The organism is Roseovarius aestuarii (assembly GCF_019966515.1).
Classification (GTDB): Bacteria; Pseudomonadota; Alphaproteobacteria; order Rhodobacterales; family Rhodobacteraceae; genus Roseovarius; species Roseovarius aestuarii.
Genome location: NZ_JAIMIB010000018.1, coordinates 1 through 18,408 on the forward strand (window position 1 = coordinate 1; position 18,408 = coordinate 18,408).

General features: G+C 55.5%; 14 protein-coding genes. 3 read left to right on the forward strand and 11 right to left on the reverse strand.

Features of this window, described 5'->3' with window-relative positions; all coding sequences use genetic code 11:
- Positions 1-254 precede the first annotated feature (254 nt).
- From LC334_RS18155 to acs, 7 genes are all read right to left on the reverse strand, one after another.
- Positions 255-1,667 carry a 3'-5' exonuclease gene (locus LC334_RS18155; protein ID WP_085801811.1) on the reverse strand — a complete coding sequence of 471 codons (1,413 nt, stop codon included), beginning with the start codon at positions 1,665-1,667 and terminating at the stop codon, positions 255-257.
- A gap of 1 nt (position 1,668) precedes the next feature.
- Positions 1,669-2,187: a hypothetical protein gene (locus tag LC334_RS18160; protein ID WP_085801812.1), complete on the reverse strand. Its 519-nt coding sequence runs from the start codon at positions 2,185-2,187 to the stop codon at positions 1,669-1,671.
- A gap of 4 nt (positions 2,188-2,191) precedes the next feature.
- Positions 2,192-4,012: a DUF294 nucleotidyltransferase-like domain-containing protein gene (locus tag LC334_RS18165; RefSeq protein WP_085801813.1), complete on the reverse strand. Its 1,821-nt coding sequence runs from the start codon at positions 4,010-4,012 to the stop codon at positions 2,192-2,194.
- Positions 4,013-4,110: 98 nt separating this feature from the next.
- A complete protein-coding gene (locus LC334_RS18170) occupies positions 4,111-5,898 on the reverse strand; it encodes a sodium:solute symporter family protein (RefSeq protein WP_085801814.1) in 1,788 nt (595 codons plus the stop codon).
- 3 nt (positions 5,899-5,901) lie between these two features.
- Entirely contained in the window at positions 5,902-6,162 is a 261-nt protein-coding gene (locus LC334_RS18175; RefSeq protein ID WP_085801815.1) for a DUF4212 domain-containing protein, read from the reverse strand.
- A 63-nt stretch (positions 6,163-6,225) separates the two neighbouring features.
- Entirely contained in the window at positions 6,226-6,912 is a 687-nt protein-coding gene (locus tag LC334_RS18180) for an adenylate kinase (protein WP_085801816.1), read from the reverse strand.
- Positions 6,912-8,858, reverse strand: coding sequence for an acetate--CoA ligase (gene acs / locus LC334_RS18185; RefSeq protein ID WP_085801896.1), 1,947 nt, complete (start codon positions 8,856-8,858; stop codon positions 6,912-6,914). Before acs ends, LC334_RS18180 begins: the two co-directional genes overlap by 1 nt.
- A 1,020-nt stretch (positions 8,859-9,878) precedes the next feature.
- On the opposite strand from acs, the gene LC334_RS18190 reads away from it, so the two are divergent.
- Positions 9,879-11,027, forward strand: coding sequence for a hypothetical protein (locus tag LC334_RS18190; RefSeq protein WP_085801817.1), 1,149 nt, complete (start codon positions 9,879-9,881; stop codon positions 11,025-11,027).
- A 260-nt stretch (positions 11,028-11,287) separates the two neighbouring features.
- On the opposite strand, the gene LC334_RS18195 is transcribed toward LC334_RS18190, so the two are convergent.
- The 3 genes from LC334_RS18195 to LC334_RS18205 form a co-directional block, all read right to left on the reverse strand.
- A complete protein-coding gene (locus LC334_RS18195) occupies positions 11,288-12,022 on the reverse strand; it encodes a DUF3726 domain-containing protein (protein ID WP_085801818.1) in 735 nt (244 codons plus the stop codon).
- Positions 12,019-13,719, reverse strand: coding sequence for a hypothetical protein (locus LC334_RS18200; RefSeq protein ID WP_085801819.1), 1,701 nt, complete (start codon positions 13,717-13,719; stop codon positions 12,019-12,021). The genes LC334_RS18195 and LC334_RS18200 overlap by 4 nt, the downstream gene beginning before the upstream one ends.
- A gap of 104 nt (positions 13,720-13,823) precedes the next feature.
- Positions 13,824-14,786, reverse strand: a complete 963-nt coding sequence (locus LC334_RS18205; protein WP_085801820.1) for a LysR family transcriptional regulator — start codon at positions 14,784-14,786, stop codon at positions 13,824-13,826.
- A gap of 365 nt (positions 14,787-15,151) precedes the next feature.
- Between LC334_RS18205 and LC334_RS18210 the strand changes: the two genes are divergently transcribed.
- Entirely contained in the window at positions 15,152-16,033 is an 882-nt protein-coding gene (locus LC334_RS18210; protein WP_085801821.1) for an AEC family transporter, read from the forward strand.
- Positions 16,034-16,192: 159 nt separating this feature from the next.
- On the opposite strand, the gene LC334_RS18215 is transcribed toward LC334_RS18210, so the two are convergent.
- Complete coding sequence (locus LC334_RS18215; RefSeq protein ID WP_085801822.1) at positions 16,193-17,107, reverse strand: NAD(P)-dependent oxidoreductase; 915 nt, start codon at positions 17,105-17,107, stop codon at positions 16,193-16,195.
- Positions 17,108-17,158: 51 nt separating this feature from the next.
- Between LC334_RS18215 and LC334_RS18220 the strand changes: the two genes are divergently transcribed.
- Positions 17,159-18,076, forward strand: a complete 918-nt coding sequence (locus tag LC334_RS18220; RefSeq protein ID WP_085801823.1) for a LysR substrate-binding domain-containing protein — start codon at positions 17,159-17,161, stop codon at positions 18,074-18,076.
- The last annotated feature ends 332 nt before the right edge of the window (positions 18,077-18,408 follow it).

The window sequence follows — 18,408 nt, forward strand, 5'->3', positions numbered from 1 at the left end:
CAAGCCTGATCAGAAAGGCGTTCGCGCTCTGTTCAGCTAACTACTTTCTGCGCTCGCAACACGTTGTTTTTCCACAGAATCGGCGGAATGCGGAAGGACGCTGTGAACGCACAATCAGCTCAATAAATCACGAAAGTGGGCGTTCAAACCCAGGTCACGCAACAATAGAAATCAAGTGACGGCACTAAGCCGAATTTTGTAAATTGCTTCAATTCCAGAAAAGCCGGTCGAGAACCCGGCAAAGCAGACACCTCTTATTCATTCAGATCGCGGAGCAAACGACCATGCTTCTTGGTTTCGTGAATCAACTCGCTGAATGTAACGATTCCCTTGCCTTCAAGGAGCGGGAGAAGTTTGACCAAGGCGTCAGCGGTCGCCTTCGCATCTCCAAGGGCGGTGTGGCGGAGGTGCGCGGGGATTTTGATTGACAAACGTTCACAAAGGGCATCCAGCGAATGCTCCTCGGTAGTGCCGAAAACGACAGCAGACAAAAGCACAGTATCAAGAACGGGGTGGGCCCAGTCGACCCCCATTTGCGCCTCGGATTTCCGTAGGAAACCGATATCGAACGGCGCATTATGGGCAACCAGGACGGCATCCTTGGCGAAGTGATGAAAAACACGTCCCACCACGCCGATATCTGCCGCGTCGGCAACGTCAGCATCCGTCACGTGATGTATTTTGGTAGACGATGGCGGGATCGGCCGACCGGGATTCACATAGGTGTCCATCACTTCACCATCTACGATTCGGCCGTTCAGAACCCGCACCGCCGCAAGCTGCACGATGGCATCCTTTTCAACAGACAATCCGGTCGTCTCCGTGTCGAAGGGAACAAAGCACAGCTCTGACACAGGTGTGTCGTTGATATGCCTGGTCTCCGCGGCACTCATCAGATCAAAGTCAAAGATCAGAGGGCGCGGTTCGACCTGCTGGCAATCTTTCGCCTCAACATCGATGAAAATCATGTGACCGTCATCTTTGAGTGCTTTCAACCTGGCTCGGAAACTTTTCTTACGCGCGATATCATGGAGTTTGAACGGCACTTCGGTGTTGGTGTCCGACAAGCGTTCCATGGCCTTAGATACATCGTTCGCGTCCAGATAGTCCGCCAAAGGCGCTTTCAGGCGGGGTGGTGCGATCTGCATCAAGACGTCGGCTGCCTGTGTGTCATAAAGGACAATTTCCTGCGCGGAGTTCAACAGGATCGTGGCGATGGGAATTTCAGACAAAATCGCAGTAAGATGTTCCCTTTCTGCCCTGAGACGTTGTGTTTCCCGGGCGACTTCGTCCGCTGTGCTCATCACAGATGAATTGAAAGTCCGGGTCAGAGTGTTTGCGGCTGAAGCGAGATCGCCAAGGTATCGCGCGCTGTCGGGCTTGACCTGGCTGTCGAGCCCCGAATGAGCGCCGAGGCGCATGCTTGCGGAAAGTTTGTTGATCGGCTTCGCGACTTGCTCATCGAACAGCAGCCAAACGGTGACGACAAGGCCGGTGTTCAGGAAGGCGAAGATGATGAAAGCCGTGACGAACGGAGTTATCGGCATCTCAACTTCCGCGCGGGACCAGCCAAATGCCAATGCCACCCCAACCAGCCCTGTTCCTGCGACTGCCAGAAAGCAGAAAAACAGAAATATGCGGAAGCGCAGGCTGAGGTCGGTGAGCATCTCAGGTCTCGCATACGAGTTTCAGAATCGGATCTCCGTCGGGCATGCGTTGCCAGTCGGCGTTGGCTACGGCGCCGTCATCTGCGAACTCGGCCCCGTCAATCAGCAGTGCCGAGCGCGCGTCCTTGCAATCAAACAACATTGGGGCCTTGTTGACCGGCGACCAACGCCCAAAGAAGTAAAGATCGGCCAGCCTCTGATCCGGCAGGCTTTCATTCATGCGCGCGGTTCCGGTGTCGACGGCGACGAAACGTTTGGTATAGGGCCAGATTTGCGTCCAGGGCCTGAGCCAGCTTTGCTCGTCCACGGTCATGGCTATTTCCACGTCTTCGGGCAGGCGTTCGGCGGTGCGGTCAAACCAAGTGTATTCGTTGGAAATTGTCATGCCGATCATACCCAGGCCCGCAACAACCGGCATGATCCATTTCGGCAAGCGCCGCCCAGTGATCCTGTTCAATAGCATGGCGATACCGGCGCATGCGATGCCGGCAAACACTGTGGCGATTAATTCTACAAACATGATCTCACCCTAACGTACCTTTCCCTGATCCCACAGCCGATTGCATTGTCTTGATCACAACAAATGCATCCCGCAGGTGGCTGCGCTCGAAATCGGACAAAACGGACGGATCGAGATAATTGCCGGGTTTTTCACCCATTTTGATCTGGATCGTCTGATGCTCGAGCCGCGTGATGGCGATCATGTCATAGGCATCCAGAAGATCGGCCCCGCCGGGTTTCGACAGGACACCCGCCTCCATCGCTGCTTCAAGACGGGCACGGGTGTTTACCGGGCGCAACTGGCCCTGCAACGTATAAATCCGACCCAGATCAACAACCGGCACGACACCATTATGTTTGAGATCAAGCTGATTGCGATGATCACCTGAGCGGATGGTGGCAAGACCGCGCAAAAGCCCCAGCGGCGGCTGATGTTTGAGCGAGTTCGAAATCATATGCGCGGTGAAAATCGAGTTCTTGGAGGCCGCATTGAGAGTGTCCTTTTGGAGATTTTTAAACAGGTTTTCATCACCACCAATTGGTCGCAGGTCGAACATGACCGAAGACAGCATCTGTGCTTCCGGGTCGGGTCTGGCAATCCAGCCCTTGAAATAATCGCGCCAGACGCGCAGCGGCTGACACCAGCGCGGGTTGGTCGCCATCATATCGCCGGGGCAATAAAAATAACCGCAACGATCCAGCCCGTCGCTGACATATTTCGCAAGCTCTGCAAAATAGGGCATGTCGGCCTCGCGCACCTCGTCGGACAGAATCAGGCAATTGTCCTGATCCGACACGCCGGTTTGCTCCTGACGCCCCTGACTGCCGCAGGCAAGCCACAGGTAAGGCACCGGCGGCGCGCCAAGCGCGTCTTCTGCCAGTGCCAGAAGGCGGCGTGTGGCCGTGTCTGCAATGTCCGTGATCAAACGGGTTACAACCTCGTGCCGGTTGCCGGTTTCCACCAGTTGCCCCAATAGCTGCGGTATCTCAGCAGTGGCCCGGGCCATCTCGGCGGCATCGGCGGCCTTGGCGACACGACCGACCAAATCAGCAGAAGACATGGCCTGAACGCGGGTGAGGTCGGTTTGGGTGACAATACCAACAAGCTTGGGTCCCTTCACAATCGGCACATGGCCGATCCCGCGTTCGACCATCATATGCAGAACGTCTGTCACCAGCGCTTTTGGTCCCAGCGTCAGCGGGTCTGCAGACATGATCGAAGAGACCGGCGCATTCGGATCATTACCCTGGACGACTACCTGACCATTTATGTCGCGCAGGGTGACGATCCCGCGAAAGTGCTCTGGATCGCTGATGCAAACTGAAGAGATGCGGCGCCCGTGCATTTGCGCGGCCGCCTCTCGTATGGATGTCTCCGGGGTGCAGGTCACCGGATCGCGGGTCATCAATTGCTTGACCGGCATTGTGGTCAGGTCCTTGCCGTCAGATCGGCCCGGATGGCGGCGGTCGAAGAATTTAGCCGCCGGTGCGTGGGTTTCGATCAATCCGAACAAAACATCGGACGGCACCACAATCATTGTGGTTTCCCTTGTTGTAACGGCCGTGCGGCTGGCAGTTCCGCCTCGCAACAATGCGCGCTCGCCAAAGGAATTTCGGGGGCCGAGGATGGAGAGTTGGACATCCGCCTCGTCTGTAATTTCAACCTCACCACCGGCGATGACGTAGAGGCTGGAAATCTCGTCTCCGACCGTGAAAATCGTCTCGCCCACTGCAAATCTCTGCGCATCGCACGCCTCAGCCATAGATGCGAGCATCGCGTCCGGGAGGCTGTCATAGGGATGAACTGAGGCGAGGAATTGCGTCAAATTTGCCGGTAGGGGCATATCGGAACTTTCTAATGATGTGTCCCGCCCGCTTTGAGGCGGGCAGGACAAATAGAGAATGACGGGCGCTGCCTCAGTGACAGCGCCCGGCGTCCTGTTTAATGACCGTCAACCGCAGTGCCAGCCCCACGCGGGATGCGTACACTTTGTACAAGGTCTTTGATCTCCTGCGGGGTCTCCTTGGTAATGCCGGAGACGACGTACGCCACAATGAAGTTGACCAGCGCACCGACCGCACCAAAGGAGGTCGACTTGACCGGACCCAGGAGAGGATCAGCATCCGTGAACATGTTGGTGTCCGGGATAAAGAACCAGCCTTTGTGCAGGAAGATGTAGACCAGCGTGACGACAAGCCCTGCAAGCATGCCCGCGACCGCGCCCACGTTGTTGATGCGTGTTGAGAAGATACCCATCATCAGCGCCGGGAAGATCGAAGCCGCTGCAAGACCAAAGGCCAGTGCTACGGTTTGCGCCGCAAATCCCGGCGGATTGAGACCGAGAATAACCGCGACCACAATCGCTGCCGCCATCGAGATACGCGCGGCCAGCAGCTCGCTCTTTTCAGACATGTTCGGCGTCAATTGACCCTTCAGCAAGTCATGGCTGACCGCCGACGAGATCGCCAGGAGCAATCCCGCAGCCGTTGACAGAGCCGCCGCCAGGCCGCCTGCCGCCACCAGACCGATCACCCAGCCGGGCAAGCTTGCGATCTCGGGGTTGGCAAGTACGAGGATGTCACGGTTGAAGTTGGTCAGTTCGTTACCTTCCCATCCATTGGCTTCTGCCTTGGCTTGCAGATCAGCATTCTGGTCGTTGTAATACTGAATGTGGCCATCACCGTTCTTGTCTTCCCAGCCCAAAAGACCGGTTTTCTGCCACGTTGCCATCCACGCGTATTCCGGATCGTTTTCGATCTGTTCAACGCTGACCGCTACGGCGTCCGTCCCATTTGGCCACATCAGCTCTGAGATGTTCAGCCGCGCCATGGCACCTACAGCCGGAGCTGTCAGGTAAAGCAACGCGATGAATACCAGTGTCCAACCTGCCGACCAACGGGCATCGGAGACTTTTGGCACCGTGAAGAAACGCATGATGACATGCGGCAAACCAGCGGTACCGATCATCAGCGACAAGGTGAAGAGCACCATGTTGATGGTTGACCCGTGCGCGGCGGTATACTCCTTGAAACCAAGGTCTGTCACGATCGCATCCAGCTTGGCCAGAAGTGGCTCGCCCGAGGCGGTGTGCTCTCCGAAGAGGCCCAAAGCCGGGATCGGGTTACCTGTCAGCTGCAGCGAAATGAAGACCGCCGGAATTGTGTAAGCGGTGATCAGAACACAGTACTGAGCGACTTGAGTATAAGTCACACCCTTCATGCCGCCGAAAACGGCATAGGCAAACACCACACAGGACCCGATAAGAAGACCCCAAAAGGCGTCGATCTCAAGGAAGCGGCCAAAGGCAATGCCCACCCCCTGCATCTGACCGATCACATAGGTGATGGAGGCCACCAGCAGGCAGATCACGGCAACCATGCGCGCGGTTTTGGAATAGAACCGATCGCCGATAAACTCGGACACGGTAAACTTGCCAAACTTGCGCAGGTAAGGTGCCAGCAGCAGCGCCAGAAGTACGTAGCCACCCGTCCAACCCATCAGGAAGGATGAGTTGTCATAGCCTGTGAACGCAATCAGGCCCGCCATTGAAATGAAGGACGCCGCAGACATCCAGTCAGCAGCCGTCGCCATTCCGTTGGTGACAGGGTGCACGCCGCGACCAGCTGCGTAGAATTCAGAGGTCGAGCCCGCCCGGGCCCAAACCGCGATGCCGATGTAGAGCGCAAAGGATGCTCCCACGAACAGCAGGTTAAGTGTAAACTGATCCATTGTTTATTCCTCGTCCACGCCGTGTTGCTGATCGAGCTTGTTCATGCGCCAGGCATAGAAGAAGATCAGGATCAGGAAGATGATGATCGAACCTTGCTGGGCAAACCAGAAACCAAGATCAGTGCCGCCAACGGGAATACCCGACAGCATTGGGCGCAGGATGATCCCAAATCCGAATGAGACCACCGCCCAGACGACCAGGCTGATCAGGATAAGACGCACGTTGGCATCCCAATAGGCGTTATTTCCATCGTTTTGAGACATGGGTTTCCTCCCTAAATATCTGTCCCTCTATCCCCCTAAAAGGGGGCCGAGCGTTGATGTGCCCTATGCCGTAGCCTTGGACACAACAGCGCTTAAATCGGATGCGATCTTGCCAATCGGACCCATAGCGTCGATGCGATTAAGCGCACCGGCGTTCTCGTAGTAGGTAATCAGCGGGGCGGTCTGGTCGTGGTAAGCTTGCAGACGAAGTTCCACAGTTTCCGCGTTGTCATCCGAACGCCGTTTCATCTCGGTCGACCCGCATTTGTCGCAGGTGTTCGGTTTGGCCGTGGGTTTGAAGCGGTCATGATACCCTTCGCCGCAACCACCACAGGTGAAACGCCCGGAAATACGATCGACCATGGCGGCATCCTCGACTTCAAGGCTGATCGCGGCATTGATCTGCTGGCCGGTGGTCTGCAACAACGCATCAAGTGCTTCGGCCTGCACCGTGGTGCGTGGGAAGCCATCAAGGATAACGCCCTTGGCACAATCTGGTTCGCGCAGGCGGTCATGCAGGATCGCGATGACGATCTCGTCGCTGACCAGGTCTCCGGCCTCCATCACGGCCTTGGCGCGTTGACCGGCTTCTGTCCCGGTTGCAACTGCGGCGCGTAGAAGGTCGCCGGTTGAAAGCTGGATCAGAGCATATTTTTCCTCAAGCATGCGGGCCTGAGTGCCCTTGCCCGCCCCGGGAGGGCCGAGCAGGATCAAAACCGGCGCGGCGGTTTTGGTCATTACGCTGTCCATCACGCGTCCCTCCGGTTCATGCGATTGGCAATCAGGTCGTCAACGACCAAAGGATCAGCGAGCGTCGATGTATCGCCCAAGGAGTCGTAGTCATCTTCAGCGATCTTGCGCAGAATGCGCCGCATGATCTTGCCTGAACGGGTTTTCGGCAAGCCCGGCGCCCACTGAATAAGGTCAGGTTTGGCAATCGGGCCAATCTCGGTCCGAACCCAGACTTCCAACTCCTTGCGAAGCTCGTCCGAAGGCTCTTGTCCGTTCATAAGGGTGACATAAGCATAGATGCCCTGACCCTTCACATCGTGGGGGTAACCGACGACAGCACTTTCGGCCACTTTGGCATGCGCAACGAGGGCGCTTTCGACCTCGGCAGTGCCCATACGGTGGCCGGAAACGTTGATCACATCATCAACGCGACCGGTGATCCAATAGTCGCCATCTTCATCGCGGCGACACCCGTCGCCCGAAAAGTAGTAGCCTTTATAGTCGCCGAAATAGGTCTTTTCGAAGCGTTCATGATCACCCCAGACCGTGCGCATCTGGCCGGGCCAGCTATCTTTGATACAAAGCACACCTTCGACGCCATTGCCTTCGACGACATCACCGCTTGTCGGCTCAAGCACGACGGGTTGCACACCAAAGAAAGGTTGCTGTGCAGCGCCGGGTTTCAGGGTGGTGGCACCGGGCAGCGGGGTCAGCATGTGGCCACCGGTTTCCGTTTGCCAGAACGTGTCGACGATAGGGCAGTTCCCTTTGCCGACGACATCGTTGTACCAGTTCCAGGCTTCCGGGTTGATCGGCTCTCCAACGGATCCCAACACCCGGAGACTGGACAGATCGTGCTTCTCCACCCAATCATTTCCTGCACCCATGAGGGCACGAATGGCGGTCGGAGCCGTGTAAAACTGGTTCACCTTGTGTTCGGCGCACACCTCCCAAAAGCGACCCGCATCCGGGTAGGTCGGCACACCCTCGAACATGACCGTGGTCGCCCCGTTGGCCAGCGGGCCATACACGATATAGCTGTGGCCCGTGACCCAGCCGACATCCGCCGTGCACCAGAAAATGTCTCCGTCGTGGTAATCGAAAACGATCTGGTGCGTCATGGCGGCGTACAGAAGATAGCCCCCCGTCGTATGCACCACACCCTTTGGTTGACCGGTGGAACCGGAGGTGTACAGGATGAACAGCGGGTCTTCCGCGGCCATTTCGACAGGTGCGCACTCCGCCGAGGCTTCGTCCATCATCGCATTGCAGTCATGGTCGCGATTGGTCCAGGTGGTCTGTCCGCCGGTCCGCTTGACCACCAGGCATTTCACATGCTCCTTGCAATGTAAAAGCGCGGTGTCGGCGTTCGATTTCAAAGGCGTTTCTCGTCCGCCTCGGGGTGCAAAATCGGCGGTGATGACAACTTTTGCATCGCAGCCATTGATCCTTGCCCCCAAGGCGTCCGGGGAGAAACCTGCGAAAACGATAGAATGGATAGCCCCGATCCGCGTGCAGGCCAACATCGCAAAGGCGGCCTCTGGGATCATGGGCAGGTAGATGACAACCCGGTCGCCCTTGTCGACACCAAGTGACCGCAAAACATTGGCCATCTTGCAGACAGAATTGTGCAGTTGCCTGTAGGTGATATGCTGGGCTTTTTCTGTCCTGGAGTCGTCGGGCTCCCAAATGATCGCAGTCTGATCCCCGCGCTTCGCAAGGTGGCGATCAATGCAATTTGCCGAGACGTTTAGCGTGCCATCTTCGAACCAACGAATGTCGATATTTCCAGGCTCGAACGACGTGTTCTTTACTTTCGAAAAGGGTTTGATCCAATCCAGGCGCTTACCTTGCTCTGCCCAAAATGTGTTGGGGTCTCGCACAGATGCGGCATACATCTCCGCGTAATCCTTTGCGGTGACGTGCGGCTTAGGGTGGTCGACTGTAGCTCCAACATCACCCATTGGCTGTGTAATTTCCTTGGTTTTCATGTGCTCCTCCAAGCGTCGCGTCACGTTTTCTTCAGAAATGCGGATTTTTTATGCGTGCTGTCGAAACATACATCAATTTGTGTATTTCCTATCAACATACCGATATAAATATATTTTTTTGTAAAAAAGTTGGCTAACTCACCTTGTAAATTTGTCAATTATTTTTCATCAGAAAGGTTTCTCAATGTTTTCCGTGGAATGGCCCTGAAACTTTCTTCTGCAATCGCGAGTTTTGGTATGCAATTGCATGCAATATTGCTCGCAATGCGACACTCAAAGCATGCGGCAAATTGGCAGGGTCTCTGTTTCCTCGGTTCAGTGCGACGAATCACGACCAAATCGCTTTGGTTGATATGAGCCTATCAACCGATTTTAGAAGTGGCCGTTTCGCCCGGATCTACCATTCGAGTGGATAGGATGCGATTAAACCGAGCAATATTGCTCGGTACCAAAACACTTTGTCATAACAAATAAGGACAGAAAGTGTTTATCTGGCCGCAAGTCGCCTGTATCGCACCTTTGAGTTCAGTAACGCACAGCGGCTCCGTTTGTGCTGGAGTCGTTCAATAACCCAAATTGCTGCGCCGACCACCGGTGTCAATTTTCGGAAAGCCAATACGTGAATTCCGAAAGGTACTGAATGTCTGGTATGGGCCGATCAGCGAGTTGGGAGTTCTCTTGTGCGCAGGGACGCATCCTAAATCCGCATCGGATCCGAAGCTTCGACAACTGAGCGGCCCCATCCGCACGAAACGGACCTACAAGAAGGCCTTTCAAATCTCCGGTCAGCTCGGTTCGGCTCAGTTGCGCTGTAAACCTGCCGCACATTCGGGTAAGGTTGTATGTATTGCATAAGCGCTAAAGGTGGCATGACTTCGCAGCCTAGGATTCCCAAGAAGAGGTTAGAGAGAGCAAAAACGGATTGATGAGGCGATACTAGCCTAGGCGATTTCACGCACGCTCTCCTCGCAAGCCAAATGGGAGACTGTCCAGATGTTGATAAAAACAGTTCGTTTTTCGATTTTTGTTTTGCTTGCGGCGTCGATTACTGCCTGCTCCAAACCGTATCAGCAGCCGGAAATCGACAGCACCGGATACAAAGGCATACTCTCGACACTCAACGAGACTGAGGAAAAGCGTATTCGGGTTCTTATGACCCACGGAATGTGCTCGGCGGGAAAAGATAAGAAATGGGCGATGGAGCAGGCGACACTGCTTTCCGACCAATTTGGCGGAGGAAAACTCGTCGCGCGCGGCCAAAAGGATTTTGGAAGCGACAATGACAATTCAGTCGTGCAGCGGTTCGACTTCACGTTGTTTGGCACAGGCAAGACGATCGACCTGACCTTCCTCGCCTGGGGGAAAACAATCGATAAGCACCGCAAAAATCTCGATTTTGACAGTAAACGCAGGCGCGATGATCCCAACGCCCCGATCCGCGCCAGCTTGAATCACCACATCCGGGCGGGGCTGATGAATGACTGCCTGATCGACGCAATCGTCTACACCGGCCCGAACGGTGACAAGATCCGTGCCAGCATGCAGGAAGCCGTCTGCGACGTGCTTGGTGGCACGACGACTGGCAGACCTGTCTCAAAAAGAGTGGGGGAGCGCACCGGATGCCAGTTGGCGTCACGCGCATATGACCCGGCCCCACTCTCTTTCATATCTGTCAGTCTGGGATCAAAGATACTGTTCGATGCGATGCTCGCTCTTGACGACAGGCAAGGTGGTGATGCTTTGTCGACCCGGCTTCGGTCTGTCCGGGCGATCTACATGGTCTCCAACCAACTGCCCATGCTCGGTCAGGCCCATATCGATCCCTCGCGAAGCAACAAGACAGCGTCTACCGGAGACACGCTATCGCAATTCCTCGATTTGCTCGGATCTGATCGCAGTGCCAGGGCAAAACCGCAACGGATTGACGTAGTTGCCTTCTCTGACCCGAATGACATCCTAGGGTATCGGCTAGACAAAAAAAGGATGCTTACCAAGCGAAATTCGGTTGAATATGTGATCACCAATGTCCTCGTGTCCAAGGGCTGGACCTATTTCGGCGCGTTCGAAAATCCGATCGTTGCCCATGAGGGGCAAAAGAACGGTGAGCCGATCTATCCCCTGATCGTGCATGGGCTTCGATGACGGCGGCATCGCTTCGTTCGTATGGATTGTGAATTGAGCAGCTTCGTCTGCGGTGTTGTCAACGGATTTGAGTAGAGCCGAATGACCGTTTAGGACCACATCCGAAAGACATCGGATGTGGTTCACTCAATTGAGCAAATGGACACTTAGTTTGATTTGCCTGGAGAGTGCAGGCGACAAGCCGGTTAGCTCATCGCCCGCTCAGGCTACAAATTGATCCGCCTGTCAGGATTCAATCGGACCCTAGACTCCAGCAAGCTTCAGCCCGGGCCAGCACCTGCGCGCGATTGCTGGCCGGAAGGTACAAGGATAGGCCAGGCGGCAGCGTTTAACGCATCCCAATGGCCGGGCGGAACTGCGATTCCCATTTCCAGCGAACGATCATAACTGGCAGCCATTTGCGCTGCCGAAATCTCAAGCCGCTTCACCCCCGGTTGTTCCGCCTGACGGGTCACCGCGTCCGCCAGCAAGGTCGATTGCGTGGTGCAGATGATGGTGACGGTTGAACATTCCTTGGCCGTGTTGGTCTTTTCCACGCGCCAGTAATGAGGAAAGATCGCCCCACTCTCGAAGCTGGCACCGTGCGATCCGGCCTGATCCGTCCAGTAGGCAGATATGAAGACGCCTTGCTGCGCCACCAGCGACAGGCTGCGCAGGATCAGGTCGGGGTACCGGCAATTGGCTAGTTCGACAATGGCAAAGCCCGCCTTCTGCGCCTTGGAATGGGCCAGATGCGCCGCCAGTGAGCCATGTTCACAGACATCTGCCCCGCCGGCATCGATGACCGCGATATCGGCGTTTTCGAACACCAGTCTGGGGGTCGCGCCACCTTTCGGGCCGACCGGTGGCAGGGCGATGCGGTCGAAACCGCCCAGCCCGCACATATGTGACCAGGTGACCAGCTGGGCCGCGTCTTCGTAGTCACCGATATGGTGGCCCGCGCCCTCGTAGGCGCGCGACAGGGCCGCGACCATTTCATTGCGGGATACTCTCATGCCCGGGCCTCCTTCATTTCGGGTTTCAGTGGCAGGAACCAGCTGTCATAGGTCTGGCCGATATCGTCGATCAGCGGCGCGCCCTGATACATTGTGTTGCGCACCCAGAGCTTGGAGCGCGGATCGAACTTGCTCACGCCGAAGAAGGCGAGCTTGCAGCGCAGCAGGTCCATCGGGCGCACATTGCGGTCCGCCAGGTTAGCGCGGATTTCGGCGTATCTGTGCCGTGACATTGTCTGGATACGACGCACGATGCTTTTCATCGCAGGGCGGCGCAGGAGGAAGTGAACCACGTCCGAGCCGGCATGTTCTGCCAGATCCTCGATCAGCAGGTCATAACATTCGCGCACACGGCGGCCGATTGGCAGAGGCATCTGTTTTTCGATCCCCGGGTCGGCCCCGGCGAAACCCAGCCGCGGTTCGAGTTTCTCTTCGGAGCGATACCAGAAGGCGTCGGAATTGCTCGGGTCGGAAAAGTCGATCTCCAAGGCCCAGTCGTAACGAGTTTCGATCATTTGCCGCAGTTCGTCTGTGGTCATGGCAGGATCGATCACCGGGTTGGGGATGACGGTGAAATTGTCCTCCAGATCGTTGACCAGTTCGGGGTGAATTTCCAGGCAGATTGCATGGATCAATTCCTGCGTCTCCAGGCTCCATGCGTCGTGGGCATGATCCGACAGTACCGACCATGTCTCCAGCCTGTCGCCCTGATCCTTGACCCAGGCATCCACTTCGTCGAGTTCTGTGATCAGCACGCGGTTGCGTTCGATCTGCTCGGCATCGCTGGTCATGCTTTCCGCAAAATGCTGTTTGCCTTTGTTGACCAGATCGTGAAACAGGCTGATCCGCCATTCGGTCGGCGCGGCTTTGTGCAGTACCTGTGCGAGTGCGGTTTCGCGCATTTCGACCCATTGGCTGAACAACTCGCCATGGTTCACCAGATAGGGCGCCATGCCGAGGCCAGTGGAGTTACCGATCCCGAAAAAGCGTTTTAGTTCGTCATCCAGCGCCACCGCGGTTTCGGGCGCGCGCGATTTTGCAATATGGTCGACCTGATCAAGGCTGAACTGGCGCAGCATGTAACAGATGAACATCTCCGGCGCGAAGGGACGGTTGAAATCGGTAAACTTGCTGCGCACCTTGTTCCAGTCCGCCATGCCCAGCTTGCCGCTGCCATAGACCGCTGTTGTACGATAGAGATAGCCGACCTCGGCAATCCTGTCCGCATCCGGCTGACGACCGGCGCTCAACTCTTCCAGAACATAGCTGAACAGGCGCGAGCTGCGATTGGCGCGCGACAGGCTGAACACGCGGGCATCAACCCGTCCCGCTTCCTGCTTGGGCACGTTGCGGCGCAGATCTTCGAGCCAGACCTCGTCCACCTCGCCCTCGCACAGCGCCATGGTCAGGTCCCAGCTGGTCGCGATCACCCGGTCATTGCGGGCCTCATCGGACAGCGGCGTGGAAAACAGCACAAAGCTGAAAATGTCGTTCGGCGTCTCGATCCGGTAGATCGCGGTGCCAAAGCCGTCATTGTCGAGATCAAAACGCGAGCGTTCGATGGTCCACTCTTCCTTCATGATCCGCCGAACAAGCGTGCGCATGAAGCTGAGGGTAGAGGAATGCAGGGATCCGAGCCGGGCAAGGTCCATGGCCTCGGCTTCGGGTCGAATTCTATCTGATAGAGCTGCAAGCATGTTGTGCCCTCCTTGGCAATTGGCGCGTTCGGAATCTGCTTCGCGCAGAGGGCGGGCAAAGTAAAATTTGAAGAATCGAACAACTTATTTGGAAAACAAATAAGTTAGGTGGGTGTGGTAATCGCCGCCACCGTACGGTTTGGAAACATTGAAGAAATTGCATAAGATTGGTCGAGCAAAAACCCGATGAATTTTTCGGCAGCAGGGGAAGGCGGGCGACTTTTTGAGGTGATCAGCTGCAGTTCTCGATACACAACCGGCTCTGAGAGGCCCCGGTAGACGAGCGACGGATTCAGATAATCCGGGGCCGCCAACGCGGGCAGGGCTGAAACTGCGTCGCCATTTTCGATGATACCGACAAGCGCGGCGATGGTGAGAACCGTGAAATCAGGTGAGACAACGCACGCGGGCAACCCCTTCACGTCCTTGGTCAGGCGGCTGGTCCCGGTATCCACCGCCATACCGGCAAAGGACAGGTTTGCCAGGCTGGACCAAGTCAAAGGGTTTTTGCGGCGTGCCAGATCATGGTCGCCGCGACAAATCAGTCCCATCTGGTCCCGTATGAACGGGCGGTAGTTGAGTTCCGGATTGTCCGACCAGCTGTTGGAAATTCCGAAATCCGCGTCTCCATTCTGCACCTGCGATTCAACCCCACGCCCATTATCGTCCTGCATGTGGATTTTCACGTCGGGCGCCAGTTCTGCATAGCTGCGCATGGCTTGCGGCAGGACCCGAATGGCAACAGATGGCAATACCGCGACGTTGACTCGGTTTTTCTGTTTTTCAGCACTTTTGCGGGTGGAGAGAATGGCGGATTCAACGTCTGCCAGTATCTTTTCTGCTTTCGGTAGAAACTCCTGCCCATGCGATGTCAGAGAAACCGAACGGGTTGTCCGGGAAAGCAACGGAACGCCAACGATCTCTTCAAACTGCTGAATGCTCAGCGAAAGCGCAGGTTGCGAAACCGCGAGTTCCTGCGCGGCAGCACTAAAAGACCCGCATTTTGCAACTGCGACAAAGGCGCGAAACTGCTTCAGTGAAAGGTTGCGGGCGATCTTGTTATCCATGTTGCCAACATACCTGTCATAGGTTCCACGTTGAACAGGACAAAACGCGCATGCCTCAATTCCACTCGGATACTCAAATTCTCGAGAATACTCATTTGAGGTCTGTCGGGTGCTTTTCTGAACAGCCGATTTTTCCCGTGTTCGTTCGATTGACGTTCAAATTGCTGCACGTTGCACGAATGGCAGGTTTCGGGAAGCCGGTAGATGAATTTTGAGAGATGTCGAATGTCAGCAATGGGCCGCACTGTCCTCCAAAAAGGCTTGATGTCGAGTAGTTTGGTTTCATCCAAACATAATCAGATGCAGCCGGAGCATGGCTGTGACATAGATGTCGAAAATTCTTGGGAAGCAAATCAGAGCGCCACTTGATATTAGCACTGAAAATCCTTGAAATTACTGCTCCAGTGTTTTTCCTGGCCGGGATTGGTTTCTCGTGGGTGCGGCTGGGCTTTGAATACAGAGTAGAATTTGTAACGCGACTTGCCATGACGCTTGCCGTGCCCGCTTTGATATTTGTGGCTCTGATGGAAACGGAGATTCCTGCGCAATCGTTGTCGCTGATCAGCGCCGCATCCATTGTCAGTTACATAGCGGTGACGGGTGTAGCCTGGATATTAGTCAAGATCACCAACCTGGATTTGCGCACCTATCTGGCCCCCATAGCGATGGGAAATACCGGCAATATCGGACTACCCCTAGCTTTCTTCGCCTTTGGCGATGAGGGGCTGGGATATGCCGTTGTAATCTTCGCCATCTCAGCAATTTACACATTTACCTTTGGCATCTGGGTTGTTTCCCGCACCAGTTCTCCGCTGGCGATATTCAAGGAGCCTATCGTCACCGCAACCCTCTTGGGCGCCCTGTTTCTGTGGCAGGGATGGGAAACGCCGAAGGTCGTGACCAGCACCCTATCACTTCTTGGGCAGATGGCTATTCCGATGATGCTGATAACTTTGGGTGTAGCTGTTGCACGGTTAACACCCCAAAATCTTGGGCGTTCGGTATGGATTGCCCTGACCAAGACGGTTCTATGCGCCAGTGTCGCATGGACCGTCGCACTTTGGTTCAGCTTGCCCCACGTAGCCTTTGGTATTCTGGTTTTGCAGCTTTCTGCACCCGCCGCTGTTACAAGTTACCTCATAGCGGAAAAGTATAGTGCCGATGCGCAATCAGTGGCAGGTCTGGTCGTCGTATCCACATTGTTCGCAGTCGTGACATTCCCAATTCTTCTAATTTTGTTACTCTGAGGTTCTTGGCGCGAGCCAAAATGTTGATCATGCCCGACACTACTTTGTTTGTTCTTTGAGGGTGCTGCGATAACGATAGATGAACGCTTCTACGGGCCGCACCTCAGCATCTTGATTGTATGATCAACGGCGGCTCAGGGCCGTTAGATCCTTGTTGCATCATGTATCCGCCATGTGCTGAACTAGCGAGGTCAGTTGCTTGTCGCCATAACCTTCGTTCCAGGCTGCCCTTGTGCGGTCATGCATCAACCGGATGAACTCAGCCGGAGCATTTACAGACTGGAAGGTCTTAAGCGCATCCTCCTGCGCCAATGCGTAGACTTTCAACGAGGCTTCGGCATTGTCGTAATCTTCGGTCGGAACAGTTCTGGCAAAGAGATCATGGTAGTCATTGACCAGTTTGATCGTGGCAGGGAGTTGGTCGGCATAAACCTGCATCGGGATGCCCGCTTTCTGGCAGACAAGTGCACCGTATATCATTCCGAACATAAACCCTTGCCGAACAGTGAAGAGGCCGGCGAAGAGCGCGGCAAGTGCCGCTGGTTTCTCTCCAACACGGGCGGACTTTCCACCCAATTCTTTGATGATGCTGCCATAACGGTCCCAGGTTCCGGCACTGCCCACCGTGAGGATTGTGGTTTCGTCACCGCCAATGCCGGAAGGGTAGGCATTGATCATGCCCAGCATGTAGCCAGCCCCCTGTCTCTCCAGGATGGCGACCACTCTATCTGCATCCGAGGTATCGCCCGTGCTCATGTCGCAGATGGTCTTACCCTTTAGCGCAACACTCAGCCCGTTGACCAGTTCAACAGTTTCCTTGTGGCCTTTTATACAGATGATAACAAAATCAGACACGGCAACGGCATCATCCGGTGAGGAGCAGATCGTAGCGCCAGCCTCAGCGAAAACCTCTGCCTTTTCCGACGTGCGGTTCCAAACACTGACATCGTGGCCTGCCTTGAGCAGGCAATGCGCCAGCGCTGACCCCATGTTGCCCAGTCCCAATACAGCAAGTTTCATGATGTTAGCCTCCTGTGTCCGCCAATGAATTCCTGCACCAGCATGCGCCAGCATCGGGAGATCACATAGTTGTAAATTTTTCTATATTGTTAGATAATCTAACTTATGGATTGGCGCACGCTTCCCTCGTTGACATCACTCAAGGCCTTCGCCGCCGCTGCCGAGTTTCGAAATCTTACCCGGGCGGCAGAGGCACTGAACGTGACCCATTCCGCAGTCAGCCAGCAAATCCGCGGGCTCGAACAACATCTCGGCACCCGGCTTATCACTCGTACGCGGCACGGCATTTCTCTGACATCGCAAGGTGAATTCCTGTCGGCTGGGCTGCTTGAAGCCTTCGCTGAAGTGGCCTCCGTGACCGAAAGCGTGTCGAGCGCAGAGTCGGTTCGGCCGTTGGTGGTCAGCGCGACTCCAATGTTTTCAAGCGCGTTCCTCATGCCGCGTCTGTCGACGTTTATTGACGAATTCCCCAATACCGAATTGAGGATCGATTCAACGATCCAGGCTGTCGACCTCAAGCCGGGCGGAATTGATATGGCCATCCGATACGGAACAGGTCGCTGGCCAGGGCTTGTCTCGCAGATGCTGCTACCCGGCTGTCTGACGGTCGTCGCGTCCAGCGAACTGATCGGAAACCGGGTGCTCACGAATCCTGCAGAATTGCTTGATTTTACTCTTCTTCAGGAACAAGCGTCAATCGAGTTTGATCTGTGGTTGGAAAAGGTCGGAATCCCGCCCGAAGCGGATCGGAGAGTGGTCCGCATGCCGGGCAACATGCTGCTGGATGGCATCCGCCGAGGTGATGGTATCGGAGCGACGGTACCGGCCTTTATCTCTGACGAGTTGAAGTCAGGAAAGCTCGTGGCGCTGTTTGATGATCCGATACCGCAGATCGGCTATTACCTTGTCACGCTGCCTGGTCCGGTTCGGCCAGCGGCAAAGCTGTTCATGCAGTGGCTTTCGAAATCAATTTCCGAATATGAGAAAAGCCTTTTCCGATGGACGCCCGCTCACTTGCTGTAGACGGTAAAGAGCACCGGCTAGAGTTAAATGGGGTCTGATCTTTCAGGTTAACGAACCCACAATGCCGCGCAGTGAATGAAGGTCCGCTCTGGGGATACCGCACCGCGGCGTCAATGGCTGCTGTGAATGTCCGGAAAGGGCCGACAGAAATAATCGCTACTATTCGGTCACGGCGATGAAACGCAGGCAGCCACAGAATTGTGCTTAAGCCCAAGTAGCTTGATACTGCAGTTCAGTTGACTTTGTATAACCGTGGAACGGGTGAACCGCCAAAAAGGCAAACATGTCTTGCGTTCTGATCGGTGCGCTGTACGAGGTTCCGTGCGCAGCGC